This window comes from Massilia eurypsychrophila, from assembly GCF_002760655.1.
Lineage (GTDB): Bacteria > Pseudomonadota > Gammaproteobacteria > Burkholderiales > Burkholderiaceae_D > JAFCUW01.
This window is the reverse complement of sequence record NZ_PDOC01000003.1, coordinates 347,212-360,136: the sequence shown is the minus strand read 5'-3', so window position 1 is coordinate 360,136 and position 12,925 is coordinate 347,212. Positions and strand designations below refer to the sequence as shown.

General features: G+C 65.9%; 9 protein-coding genes and 2 riboswitches. Of the genes, 6 read left to right on the top strand and 3 right to left on the bottom strand.

All coding sequences use genetic code 11. From position 1 onward, the window contains the following. Positions 1–31: 31 nt before the first annotated feature. Positions 32–736, top strand: coding sequence for a LytR/AlgR family response regulator transcription factor (locus CR105_RS07290; RefSeq protein WP_307189612.1), 705 nt, complete (start codon positions 32–34; stop codon positions 734–736). A gap of 26 nt (positions 737–762) precedes the next feature. Here the strand turns inward: CR105_RS07290 and CR105_RS07285 are convergent, their stop codons facing one another. Next, complete coding sequence (locus tag CR105_RS07285; protein WP_229413704.1) at positions 763–3,150, bottom strand: DUF1631 family protein; 2,388 nt, start codon at positions 3,148–3,150, stop codon at positions 763–765. Positions 3,151–3,459: 309 nt separating this feature from the next. Here CR105_RS07285 and CR105_RS07280 point away from each other — a divergent pair, with 309 nt between their 5' ends. Continuing rightward, positions 3,460–4,794, top strand: a complete 1,335-nt coding sequence (locus CR105_RS07280) for a methyl-accepting chemotaxis protein (protein WP_099787758.1) — start codon at positions 3,460–3,462, stop codon at positions 4,792–4,794. A 251-nt stretch (positions 4,795–5,045) separates the two neighbouring features. Further along, a complete protein-coding gene (locus CR105_RS07275; protein ID WP_099787933.1) occupies positions 5,046–5,399 on the top strand; it encodes a hypothetical protein in 354 nt (117 codons plus the stop codon). A gap of 138 nt (positions 5,400–5,537) precedes the next feature. Here CR105_RS07275 and CR105_RS07270 read toward each other — a convergent pair whose 3' ends face one another. After that, positions 5,538–6,098: an ATP-dependent Clp protease proteolytic subunit gene (locus CR105_RS07270; RefSeq protein ID WP_099787757.1), complete on the bottom strand. Its 561-nt coding sequence runs from the start codon at positions 6,096–6,098 to the stop codon at positions 5,538–5,540. Positions 6,099–6,392: 294 nt separating this feature from the next. Further along, positions 6,393–6,479, top strand: a riboswitch (glycine riboswitch). A gap of 18 nt (positions 6,480–6,497) precedes the next feature. After that, a riboswitch (glycine riboswitch) is annotated at positions 6,498–6,603 on the top strand. Positions 6,604–6,676: 73 nt separating this feature from the next. On the opposite strand from CR105_RS07270, the gene gcvT reads away from it, so the two are divergent. The 3 genes from gcvT to gcvP all read left to right on the top strand — a co-directional run bounded on the left by gcvT (position 6,677) and on the right by gcvP (position 11,165). Further along, the gene (gene gcvT, locus CR105_RS07265; protein ID WP_099787756.1) at positions 6,677–7,795 is read left to right on the top strand and encodes a glycine cleavage system aminomethyltransferase GcvT; all 1,119 of its coding nucleotides are present in this window, start codon (positions 6,677–6,679) and stop codon (positions 7,793–7,795) included. A 45-nt stretch (positions 7,796–7,840) separates the two neighbouring features. After that, on the top strand, positions 7,841–8,221 hold the full coding sequence (gene gcvH / locus CR105_RS07260) for a glycine cleavage system protein GcvH (RefSeq protein ID WP_099787755.1): 381 nt from the start codon (positions 7,841–7,843) through the stop codon (positions 8,219–8,221). A gap of 73 nt (positions 8,222–8,294) precedes the next feature. Next, on the top strand, positions 8,295–11,165 hold the full coding sequence (gcvP, locus tag CR105_RS07255; RefSeq protein ID WP_099787754.1) for an aminomethyl-transferring glycine dehydrogenase: 2,871 nt from the start codon (positions 8,295–8,297) through the stop codon (positions 11,163–11,165). A gap of 74 nt (positions 11,166–11,239) precedes the next feature. On the opposite strand, the gene CR105_RS07250 is transcribed toward gcvP, so the two are convergent. Beyond that, positions 11,240–12,877, bottom strand: a complete 1,638-nt coding sequence (locus CR105_RS07250; RefSeq protein ID WP_099787932.1) for a methyl-accepting chemotaxis protein — start codon at positions 12,875–12,877, stop codon at positions 11,240–11,242. Between the last annotated feature and the right edge of the window lie 48 nt (positions 12,878–12,925).

Genomic DNA, 12,925 nt, shown 5'->3' with positions numbered 1-12,925 from the left:
GCGCGACTATCTGGAAACCCAGCTGGCCAGCGTGTGGCCGGAACTGCACGTGGTCGCCAAGGCGGCCAACGGCATCGACGCGATGCGGCTGATCGACGAACTGGCGCCCGACATCGCGTTTCTTGACATTCAGATGCCCGGCATGACCGGCCTCGACGTGGCGGCGCGGCTGGCCGGGGGCGCGAGCGGGCCGCACATCGTCTTCATTACCGCGCACGACCATTACGCGGTCGACGCGTTCGAGCATTCGGCCTGCGACTACCTGTTGAAGCCGGCCAGCCTGGAACGCCTGGCGCGCACCGTCGGCAAGCTGAAGGCGGTGCTGCGCGACAAGCCGGCGGGCGAAGTCGACGCCTTGCGCGCGCTGCTGCGCCAACTGGGGGTGGCGCCGGCGCCAGCGCCGGCGGTGGCGCCGCTGCAGTGGATCCGCGCCGCGCACGGGGGCGAGACCAGGCTGATCTCGATCGACGAGGTGGTGTATTTTCAGAGCAACGACAAGTACACCAGCGTGTTCCTGCAGGACGGCGAGAGCCTGATCCGCACGCCGCTGCGGCATTTGCGCGAGCAGTTGTCGGAGGCGCAGTTCTGGCAGATTCATCGCGGCATGATCGTGGCGGCGAAGTTTATCGAGGCCACCCACACGGATTTTCGCGGGCGGCTGATGGTCAAGCTGAAGGGGCGCAGCGAGCAGCTTGTTGTGAGCCGTAATTATGTGGAACAGTTCAAGCAGATGTAGTGGAGCGTGCTCAGCAGGGCTTCAGATCAGGCGGTAGCGGCGACGTTGACGTCGTTGACGGCCGGCCCCATCGCCTCGGCCAGCGCGCGGGCGACCACTCCGTCCTGGCGCACCATGCGCACCGTGTCGTCGCGGTACGCCTCGGCCAGCTTTTCGACCGTTAGCGAAAACGCTTCCTTGCGCGCGCCGGTCGAGAAGATGAACAGTGTGCGCAGCGGACTGATCCACGCCAGCTTGACGGTCTGCGCGCTGCCGTCGGGCTGGGTAAATTCGAGCCACATGCCGCGTTCCAACCCGTCGACGGTGACGACCGCCGGATCGGCCTCGGCCTGCTGCGCCTCGGCTTGCTCGGCCGCCGCCAGCGCCTGCTCCTTCTCGAGGCGCCGCTGGGCGTCCTGCTGCGCGACCTCGATCGCGATTTCCACCTGGCGCTCGGGCGAGAGCTCGATCGGCGCGCGCACGATCGAGGCGTGGCATTCGGCCAGTTCGGCAAAGAACTGCAGCCGCTCGGCATCCTGCCACTTGATGATATCGAGCCACTTGTTGAGCGTGGCGAGCAGGCCGGGCAACTTGCCGATGAGCTGCTTGCGCTGTTCCTGCGTGATCTTCGGCTTGACGCTCCAGATCAGGTCGTCCATGGTGCGGGTGGCGCTGCCGACCGCGCCCGGCTTGTCCGGCTCGACGCTGTAGGCGATCGTCAGTACCGACGTCCATTTCTTCTCGAGGAAGGTTTCGACCACGGCAACGACGTCGCCGGTGCCCACGCGCATCGCGACCGCCGTCTTGGCCGACTTGTTGGCGGCGGTGACTTTTTCCTGCTTCAGCGCGGCGGCGATCGGCGCGGAGATCTCGGCCGCGGCAACGCTGTCTTCGGCGGCGATGCTCGCCTCGAGCTCGGCGACGGCATCGGCGAACACGCCGACCTCGGCATCGAAGTCGCGCCCGACGCGGTCGACGCCGCGCTGCATCGCCTGGAACAGCGGATCGTCGGCGCCGTGGCGCTGCTCCCAGCCCATGCGCGACATCAGGTCGATCATGCGGCGCGCCGGGTGCGCGTCCTGGAAGAAGAAATTCTTGTCCTGCAGAGCCGCCTTCAGCACCGGCGCCTGCAGGTACTGGATCAGTTCGCGCGTTTCCTGCGGAATGTTCTCGTCGACGTAGACCGTCTCGAAGATGCGCGTCAGCAAGTCGATGGTGCTCTCGTCGCCGCGCGTCAGGCTGCCCTTCGGCAGGCTTTCTTTGAGCCGTGGCAAGTAGAACACGTTGCCGGGCGCGCCGGCGGCCGCAGGACCATGAACGCCACGGCTGCCGCCAGCTTGTTCAGGCACATGCAACTGGAGCTTGGCAAGCATCTCGAGCAGGCCGGGATGGCTGTCGCCGGAGGGTAACTGTAGCGCTTGCTGGGCGCCATGATGGGCGCCCGGCTGCATGGCAAATCCCGGGTACGCCGCGCCCGGCTGGCCTGGTGCGCCGAGAAACTGCGCCACGCCCGCCTGGCCCGGGGCGCCGGGGAACTGCGCGACCTGGGGCGCGCGGCCGTCATGGGTGCTGGCCAGCTTCGGGCCGGCCGCGCCGGGCTCAGCGGCCGGCTGGGCGGCAATGGCGCCGCGGAACGCTTCGGCGCCGCTCGGGCGCCAGCCGCCGGCGCCGGACGGCATCGACGGCAAGTCGGGAATCAGCGGGATGCCCGACTCGTCCGCCAGGCTGGCGTCGGTGCCGGAAAAGAACTGGCGCAGCTGTTCGGCCAGCGCGGCCTGGCCGGTGGCGCGCTGGGCCTTGGCGCGGGCAGCGTTATCGGTCTTGCGGATGCGCAGCGCGTCGGCCTGGCCGCCGCCATCCATCAGCGACTGGTTCAAGGCCTCGTAGACGGGGGCGAAATCGAACAGCACGGCCGGGCGCAGCAGCGGCGCGAGCAAGGCGTGGGCCTCGGCGTCGGGCTCGAATTCGGTCCAGGCCTGGTGCAGCCCCATCAGGATCAGGTCGGGCCGGAACGGGTTCTGGCCGATGCGCAGCGTGTCGCGCCCGAGCAGGTAGCCGAGGCGCACGTTGAGGGTGGCGAGCTGTTCGGCGCAGGCAGCTTCGAATGGGCGGCTGATGCCGCCGAAGGCGACGCTGCGGTCCATGTCGGCCAGCGGCACCAGGGTCAGCGCTGCGGCCGCGGCGCTGGCTTTCTTGCGCGGCGGCGCCAGCAGCGCAATTTCCTTGCGCAGGCTACGCTCGATCTCGGTGCAGGCCAGGTGAAAGTAGGCGTAGGCGTTATTCTTGAGCAGGTTGCCGGACTTGACGCGGTGGTAGACGCTATGGGCGTCGAGCGCCGGGTCGGTGATGTCGAGCATCACGCCGACCAGCCGGGTGATCATCGGCATCAGCTGCTCGTTGAGCTGGCCCGTGGCGAGCACAACAAGCGCATCCAATTGCGCGTGCGGGGACACGACTGTCGTCCTCGGTGTCGGCTGCGGTGCTGGAGTGGTAATCGCCATGGGTCTGTTTGCCTTGATCGCAACTTTCTATGCGCTTTCCTATTTTGGCAGATTATTTCCACAAGGCAATAGTTAAAAAGCTATTTTCAGCAGTTTTTTCGCTTTCTCATGATTTTCGCCACATAAAACTGGCCGCCGGGCCGTTCCCGCACTCGCCTGCAAACTTGATTTTACGCAATAGTGTTGCCATACAGTTTCCCTAACATAAAGAACCCCGCCCCCCGTCTCCGCAAAGGATGCTCCATGAAATCGATTCGCCAGCTGGAAACCAGCACCAAGCTGTTTGCGTGCTTCGCCATCGTTCTCTTGCTTGGCGTAATGACCTCGGTGTGGCTGCTGGGACAGATGGCGCAGATGAGCGAACTGGCGGCGCAGGCTGGCGCCAAGGGCGCGCAAGCGCGGGCCGAATTTGGCGCCGTGCGCAGCTGGTGCATGCTGTTGCTGGCGCTGGACCTGGTGGCGGCCGTGGTGCTGTGCATCTGGCTGGCGGCCGAAGTGGCGCGCCCGATCCACGAAGCGGTGCTGGTGGCGCGACGCGTCGCCGCGGGCGACCTCAGCACCAAGATCGACAGCTCGGCGCGCGGCGAAGCCGGCTTGCTGCTGCGCACCATGCAGGAAATGAACGACAAGCTGGTCGGCATGATCGTGCAGGTGCGCTCCGGCACCGAATCGATCACCTGCGGCGCCGGCGAGATTTCCACCGGCAGCATCGACCTGTCGGCGCGCACCGAGCAGCAGGCGGCGTCGCTCGAAGAGACGGCGTCGTCGATGGAGCAGCTCACCGTCACCGTCAAGCAGAATGCCGACCACGCCCACCAGGCCAGCAAGCTGGCAGTGTCGGCATCGGAAGTGGCGGTCAAGGGCGGCGAAGTGGTGTCGGAAGTGGTCGGCACGATGGCGTCGATTAACGACTCGTCCAAGCGGATCGCCGAAATCATCGGCGTGATCGACGGCATCGCTTTCCAGACCAATATCCTGGCGCTGAACGCCGCGGTCGAAGCGGCGCGCGCCGGCGAGCAGGGACGCGGTTTCGCCGTTGTCGCCTCTGAAGTGCGCAACCTGGCGCAGCGCTCGGCGGCGGCGGCCAAGGAAATCAAGGCGCTGATCGACGATTCGGTCGAGAAAGTCAACGCCGGCACCTTGCTGGCCGACAAGGCCGGCAATACCATGAACGAGGTCGTCACCAGCGTCAAGCGGGTGACCAGCATCATCGGCGAGATCGCCGACGCCAGCGCCGAGCAGACCACCGGCATCGAGCAGGTCAACCAGGCGATCGCGGCAATGGACCAGGCCACCCAGCAAAATGCCGCGCTGGTCGAAGAAGCGGCAGCGGCGGCGGCGTCGATGCGAGACCATGCAGGCAGCCTGACCCGGGTGCTTGGCACGTTCGTGCTGGGCGCCGAGCACTCACGCCCGGCCGCGCAGATCCACCTGATCGCCAGCAATCCGGCCAAGCCGGCCGCCGCGAAGGCCGAGACGCCGCGGCGCGCCCGCAGTGCGCCGCCGGTGCGCGCCGCCGCCGCCGCGCCAAAGCGCAACACCGTTGCCAAGCCGGACGTTGACTGGGAAGAGTTTTAATCTGGCGTTTCCGGCTTTCCTCCAAAGCCAACCGGGGTCAGGCCATGTGGTCTGACCCCGGTGTTGTTTGGAGATGGCGCCTGCCGAATATTTCAATCCTATAGGTCTATCTCCTACACGCGACCAAGCAGTTTTCTGATACCGATGCATGGATGTCAATTGCATGATTGTGTCTACGGAAATGCTAACGAAAATCATTTTTTTCGTTAGCGACCGGCGTACGACATTTCAAACTTTGCAAAGGAATGAACATGAAGTCGAACCAGAAAGACCAGGGCAGCAGTAAACAAAGCGCCGGCTCGAAATCGAGCAAGCAAAGCGACAGTTCCAGCGGGAATCAGCAGTCCGGTTCACAAGGTTCGGGCAGCGGTTCGTCGGGCTCGGGCTCGCGTTCCGGCGGCCAGGGCGGCACCCACGAGCAACACGTGGAGGCCGGCCGTCAAAGCCACAAGAACGACGCCAGCAACAGCGGCGGCAGCAAGCAGTCGGGTTCCGGGTCGGACAGCAAGCAAAAAGCTTCCGGGTCGGCGGGCACGCGCGGCGGAACACCGGAGCAGCACGCAGCAGCCGGCCGTCAAAGCCACAAGAACGACGACAAGCGCTAATCAGGGCCGGGTTTCCGGGCCCTGCCACCGGTCGCAACACAGGAACAACGAAAGAGTCTGCAGCGGCCAAGCCGTTGACAGGCTCTTTTGCGTTGTGGATGCAGCTGCCGGCGCCGGGTGGGCGGATGCGCGGTGAGGCTAAATATTGCGCAGGTGCGCGCCCTTCGGCGGGGCGAAGTCGCCGACATCGGTAATCATGCCGGCAATCTTGGCGTCGCGCGACGTCAGGTGCAGGTCCGAGTATTGGTGGATTGCCCACTGTTCCGGCGCCAGTTCGATATGCTTGCGCAGGATCGCCTCGGTGCGGGCATCGTCGGCGCGCAATCCTTCGACGATGATGTTGAGCGCGTCCGGCCGCGCGCCAGGCGAAGCGGTGGCGTGCGACTTGTGCACCATGAAGCGGGCAGTTTCACTGGCGTAGCGCCTGGTGCCCGACAGGAACAGGATGACGGCGATCGACGCCACCGCGCCGCCGTTGTACATGACGAAATTGATCGGCGCGCGCGCCATGAAGTTGTACAGGCACAAGCCATCGCTGACGTAGCCGCCATTTGACTGCAGCAGGACGTGGGCAGTGTCGATGCCCTCCTCCGTCATGGTCGATACCGCTTCGAACACGCGGTGGACCATATCGCTGTTGACGTCACCGGAGAGGGTGAACCACGCTTCTTTTGGATGTCTTGTCGATTCTTCGGTCATGATGTTTTTGCCCGCATGGTGGATGCCTCATTTTAACAAATAGAGCTGGAGAAAGCCTCGCGCTCCCTGCATTCGTGCGCGCGTTGCCAGCATTCAAGGGATAACGGTTTTCGCCGGTACTCACTTTGATCGCGCACGGCAAACTGTGTTTCGCCATACGGGGCAATTTAACCATCATCAAGCGGCCTGCCGGTTACTTGTTTTGCATGAGAAATAGATTGCTTAATGCGCAATGTTTCCCGTCGCCGCCGGCCCCGACAGGTTGACACCAAGGCCCCGCTGGCATATCCTCCACACTCTTGATCGGGAGAGGGCAGCCACGCGCTGCCGCCGAAGGGGCATCACCCAAAAACTCTCAGGCAAAAGGACCGGTCAAGGGTCGGCGGCACAAGTGCCGCTGCATCAAACTCTGGAGAGCGGCCGCGGCGAACAGCCGGCGGCCCACCGAAGGGGCAGGCGGAATGTTTTCCGCTATCTCTCAGGTATCAAGGACAGAGGGGCGCGATCAGAGGTCGGCGGCGGAAACGCTTGTCCGCGCTGGTTGGCGACCCTTTTGTTTACCCTGCCTCGAGGACTCCATGACGCTCAAAACGACCCCGCTCAATTCCGCCCACCGCGCCGCCGGCGCCAAGATGGTCGATTTCGGCGGCTGGGACATGCCCGTCAATTACGGCTCGCAGATCGAGGAACACCACGCCGTGCGCACCGATGTCGGCATGTTCGACGTCTCGCACATGTGCGTCGTCGACATCGAAGGCGCCAACGCCCGCCCTTTCCTGCGCGGCCTGCTGGCCAATAACGTCGACAAGCTGCAAGTGGCCGGCAAGGCGCTTTACTCGTGCATGCTGAACCCGCAAGGCTTCGTCATCGACGACCTGATCGTCTACTTCTTCAGCGAGACCTGGTTCCGCCTGGTGGTCAACGCCGGCACCGCCGAAAAGGACATCGCCTGGATCGCCGCGCAAAACGCCGCCACCGGCAGCGCCGTGACGGTCACCCAGCGCCGCGATGGCGACAACGCGATGGCGCTCGTCGCCGTGCAAGGGCCGAACGCGCGCGCCAAGGTGTGGCAGGTGCTGCCGACGGCGCAGGCCGCGTCGGAACCGCTCAAGCCGTTCAACGCCGTCATCGTCAACGACACCGCGTTCGGCGAAGTGATGGTGGCGCGCACCGGCTACACCGGCGAAGACGGTTTCGAACTGGCCTTCCCGGCGTCGCAGGCCGACGCGCTGTGGAATGCGCTGGTGGCCGCCGGCGTCAAGCCGGCTGGTCTCGGCGCGCGCGACACGCTGCGCCTGGAAGCGGGCATGAACCTGTACGGCCAGGACATGGACGAGACGGTCAACCCGCTCGACGCCGGCCTGGCCTGGACCATCGACCTGGTGTCCGAGCGCGACTTCATCGGCAAGGACGCATTGAAGAGCATGGGCCAGCGCTTCCAGTTCCTCGGCCTGATCCTGCGCGAGAAAGGCGGCGTGCTGCGCGCGCACCAGAAAGTCATCGGCTCCGACGGTTCGGCCGGCGAAATCACCAGCGGCACCTTCAGCCCGAGCATGCAGCAGGCGATCGCGCTGGCGCGCGTGCCGATGAGCGTGGCGATCGGCGACACCGTCAAGGTTGAAATTCGCGACAAGCAGCTCGCCGCCACCGTCGTCAAGCTGCCGTTTGTCCGAAACGGTAAAATCCTCGTTGCCTGAATCGTCCCTAACACTAATTAGAACTTACCTACCTTGGAGCCATACATGAACATCCCAGCCGACCTGAAATACACCGAGTCCCATGAGTGGGTGCGCGCCGAAGCCGACGGCACCGTTACCGTCGGCATCACCGAGTACGCGCAGGACGCGCTGGGCGATATCGTGTTCGTCGAATTGCCGACAGTGGGCAAGTCGTACACCGCCGGCGACGACGCCGCCGTGGTCGAGTCGGTGAAAGCGGCCAGCGACATCTACGCGCCGGTCAGCGGCACCGTCACCGCCGTCAACGACGCCGTTGCCGCGGGGCCGGAGTCGATCAATGCGGACGCCTACTCGGCATGGCTGTTCAAACTCAAGCCGAGCGACCCGAACGCGATCAACGGCCTGCTCGACGCCGACACCTACGGCAAGAACACCGCGGACTGACCGCCAGTCCCCTCCCCTGACCCCGGCCCACGGCGCCCACGCGCCGCGGGCAAATATACTTTGGCCCTTACAAATGACCCGTTCCAGCCTGACCCAACTTGAAGCACGCGACGCGTTCATCCCGCGCCATATCGGCCCTACCGAATCGGAGCAGGCGTCGATGCTGTCGACCCTCGGCTACGCATCGCGCGCCGCGCTGATCGACGCCATCGTGCCGCCGAACATCCGCAACAAGAGCCGGCTCGAACTGGGCCAGTTCTACGACCCGATGCCGGAGCATGCGGCACTGGCCAAACTGAAAGGCCTGGCGGGCCAGAACAAGGTCATGAAGTCGATGATCGGCCAGGGCTACGCCAACACCATCACCCCGCCCGTCGTGCTGCGCAATATCTTCGAAAACCCGGCCTGGTACACCGCGTACACGCCGTACCAGCCGGAGATTTCGCAGGGGCGCCTGGAGGCGATCCTGAACTTCCAGCAGGTCGTCACCGACCTGACCGGCATGGGCATCGCCAACTCGTCGATGCTCGACGAAGGCACCGCCGCGGCCGAAGCGATGACGCTGATCCAGCGCGTCGGCAAGTCCGCCTCGAACGTATTCTACGTTGCCGACGACGTGCTGCCGCAAACGCGCGAAGTGATCGAAACGCGCGCCCGGCCGATCGGCATCGAAGTGCGCAGCGTCGCCGCCGGCGAGGTCGAGTCGATCACCGATGCCTGCTTCGGCGTGCTGCTGCAGTACCCTGGCGTCAATGGCGACGTGCGCGACTACCGCGCCGCCTGCGAGAAGCTGCACGCCTCCGGCGCGATGGTCGTCGTGGCGGCCGACCTGCTGGCGCTGACCTTGCTCACGCCTCCGGGCGAATGGGGCGCCGACGTCGTCGTCGGTAACAGCCAGCGCTTCGGCGTGCCGCTCGGCTTCGGCGGCCCGCACGCCGGCTACCTGGCCACGCGCGACGAATTCAAGCGCAGCATGGCCGGCCGCCTGGTAGGCGTGACCATCGACGCCCAGGGCAACAAGGCGTACCGCCTGGCGCTGCAAACGCGCGAGCAGCACATCCGCCGCGAGAAGGCCACCTCCAACATCTGCACCGCGCAGGTGCTGCTGGCGGTGATGGCGTCGATGTACGCGGTCTATCACGGTCCTGCGGGCCTGGCGCAGATCGCCAACCGCACGCACCGTTTCACCACCATCCTGGCCGGCGCCCTGCAACAGGCCGGCTTCGCGCTGGCCAACCAGACCTGGTTCGATACGATCACCATCGCCACCGACCGCGCCGACGCGCTGCACGCTGCCGCGGTCGAACACGGCGTCAACCTGCGCAAGGTCGATGCAGGGCACGTCGGCGTCTCGCTCGACGAAACCACCACCCGCGAAGACGTCGCGCTGCTGTGCAAAATCTTTGGCGCCGGCGAAGCGGACTTCGACGCGCTCGGCGACGACGCCTTCCCGCAACAGCTGGCGCGCACCAGCACCTACCTGACCCACCCGACCTTCCACCGCTACCACGCCGAACACGAGATGCTGCGCTACCTGCGCAGCCTGGCCGACAAGGACCTGGCGCTCGACCGCACCATGATCCCGCTCGGTTCGTGCACGATGAAGCTGAACGCGACGTCCGAGATGATTCCGGTGACCTGGCCCGAGTTTTCCAACATCCACCCGTTCGCGCCGGATGCGCAGACGGTCGGCTACCGCGAAATGATCGGCCAGCTCGAAGACATGCTGTGCGCGCTGACCGGCTACGCCGCGGTGTCGCTGCAGCCGAACGCCGGCTCCCAGGGTGAATACGCGGGCCTCTTGGTGATCAAGGCGTACCACGAGTCGCGCGGCGAAGGCCACCGCAACATCTGCCTGATCCCGCAGTCGGCGCACGGCACCAATCCGGCGTCGGCCAACATGGTCGGCATGAAGGTGGTCGTCACCGCGTGCGACGCGCGCGGCAACGTCGACCTCGATGACCTGAAGGCCAAGGCCGAGCAGCACAGCAAGAACCTGGCGTGCGTGATGGTGACCTATCCGTCCACCCACGGCGTGTTCGAGGAAGGCATCGACGAACTGTGCGAGGTGATCCACTCGCACGGCGGCCAGGTCTACATTGACGGCGCCAACATGAACGCGCTGGTCGGCGTGGCGGCGCCGGGCGCCTTCGGCGGCGACGTCAGCCACCTGAACCTGCACAAGACGTTCTGCATCCCGCACGGCGGCGGCGGTCCTGGCGTCGGTCCGATCGGCGTCGGCGCGCACCTGGCGAAGTTCCTGCCGAACCAGCGCTCGACCGGCTACACGCGCGACGAAGCGGGTATCGGCGCGGTCAGCGCGGCGCCGTATGGCTCGGCCTCGATCCTGCCGATTTCGTGGATGTACATCGCGATGATGGGCGGCGAAGGCCTGACCGCGGCGACCGAAGTGGCGATCCTGAACGCCAACTACATCGCGCGCCGGCTCGCGCCCCACTATCCGGTGCTGTACTCGGGCCACGACGGCCTGGTGGCGCACGAATGCATCCTCGACCTGCGCCCGCTGACTGACGCCACCGGCATCAGCAACGAAGACGTCGCCAAGCGCCTGATGGACTTCGGCTTCCATGCGCCGACGATGAGCTTCCCGGTGCCTGGCACCCTGATGATCGAACCGACCGAGAGCGAATCGAAGATCGAGATCGACCGCTTCATCGATGCGATGATCGCCATCCACGCCGAGATCGTCAAGGTCCAGCGCGGCGAGTACGAGCGCGAGGACAATCCGCTGAAAGGCGCCCCGCACACCGCCGAAGTGGTGATGGCCGACGACTGGCAGCACAAGTACAGCCGCGAAGTGGCGGCGTTCCCGGTGGCGTCGCTGCGGCGCCAGAAGTACTGGCCGCCGGTCGGCCGCGCCGACAATGCCTACGGCGACCGCAACCTGTTCTGCGGCTGCGCGCCGGTCAGCGACTACGAGTAGAAGTAGATCTCGGCGTCGCCAATGAGAAACGGGCCTTCGGGCCCATTTTTTTCGCCTGCAACGCTGGGGTCAGGTCAGGCGCGCTTGGAGGCAAGCCGCAGGTGGCTCTTGCGGCCGTTGACGCCGTGCCGCGGCGGCGACGGCAGCGGCAGCAGCGCCGCCTCGTCGAGGTTGAAGCCGGCCACCGCCCGCGCCAGACTGACGGCCTGCTGCTGCAGGCTCTCGGCGGCGGCCGCCGCCTCCGTCACCAGCGCCGAATTCTTCTGCGTCATCTGGTCCATCTGCACGATCGCCTGGCTCACCTCGAAGATGCCGGTGGCCTGCTCGGCGCTGGCGTGGCTGATCTCGTTGATGATGTCGCCCACCTGCTGCACCGACGTGGCCAGGTCGGCCATGCTGTGGCCCGCCTCCAGCACCGACGCACAGCCGCCGTCGATCTCGGCCACCGACTGGGCGATCAGGTCGCGGATGTCGCGCGCCGCGCCGGCGCTTTGCCGCGACAGCGCGCGCATGTCCGACGCCACCGCCGCGAAACGGCGCCCATCTTCGCCGGCGTGCCCGGCTTCGACCGCCGCCTTCAGCGCCAGCATACCGGTGTGGCTGGCGATCGCGTCGATCGCCGCGGCGATGTCGACCACCTTGGCCGAACTGGCGCGGATCGACGCCATCGTCGCCAGCAGGCGGCCGACCACGTCGCTGCCTTTGCTGGCCACGCTGGTGGCATTTTCCGCCAGCCGGTTGGCCGCCTGCGTTTTGCTGGCGGTCTGGCTGATGACCGCGGTCAGCTCCTCCATCGAGCAGGCAGTCTGCAGCAGCGAACAGGCTTGCGCCTCGGTGCGGTTCGACAGGTCGGCGTTCCCGATCGCCATCTCGCGCGAGGCGGTGTCGATCGAGCGCGCCGACTCGAGGATACCCTTCAAGGTCGCGTTCAGGTTGCGGATGCTGGTGTCGAGCACGCGACTGGTGTCGGAAATTTCATCCTTGCCGTAGCTGCGCGGCGCGACCATCAGGTTACCGTTGGCCAGCCCCAGCGCGGCTTCGCCGATCTCGGTCACCTCCTTTAGCAGCGCCTTGCGCACCGCCATCGTGATCGCCAGCGACAGCACGATCGACAGCACGATCACGATCGGCATCAAGGTCGAGATGGCGCGAAAATCGTCCTTCGCGCTGGTCGAGGCCTGTTCGCTCAGTTCGCGCTCGAGGCGCGACAGCTCGCCCAGGCGCAGCGCCACCAGGTCGAACGCGCGCTCGGCCTTCGACATCGCGCTGGCGCTCATCGAATGGTCCTGCTGCGACAGCTCGATGACGTCGCGGATGGCCCGCACGTAGGTGGCGTGCGCGCCTTCGGCCTGCTCGACGAAGCGGCGTTCGGCGCCGCCGGCCGCGGTCACCCGCGTCAGGTTGGCGAAGCGCCGCTGCAGAGCATTGTGGCGCTGGTGGATGTCGCGGATCAGCGCATCGACGCGGGCGGTCGAAAAGCTCGCGCTCATCCACGTCAGCAGCTGGTACATTTCGGTGTGCGCGTGCTGGGCGGCGGCGACCAGTTCGGCGGCGTCGCGCATGCGCGCCGCGCGCTGCTCGACGATCGTTTCGAGCGAGGCGTTCTGGCGCAGCATCGCGTAGTAGGCGCCGCTAGAGAGCACGACCAGCAGCAGCAGCACCACGCCGGGGGCGAGCAGCAGCTTGGGGCCGATCTTCAGTTTCGAGAGCACGTTCAAGGTGGGTCCTCCGGTTCGGTCAACGTGCACACCGTCGCTGGC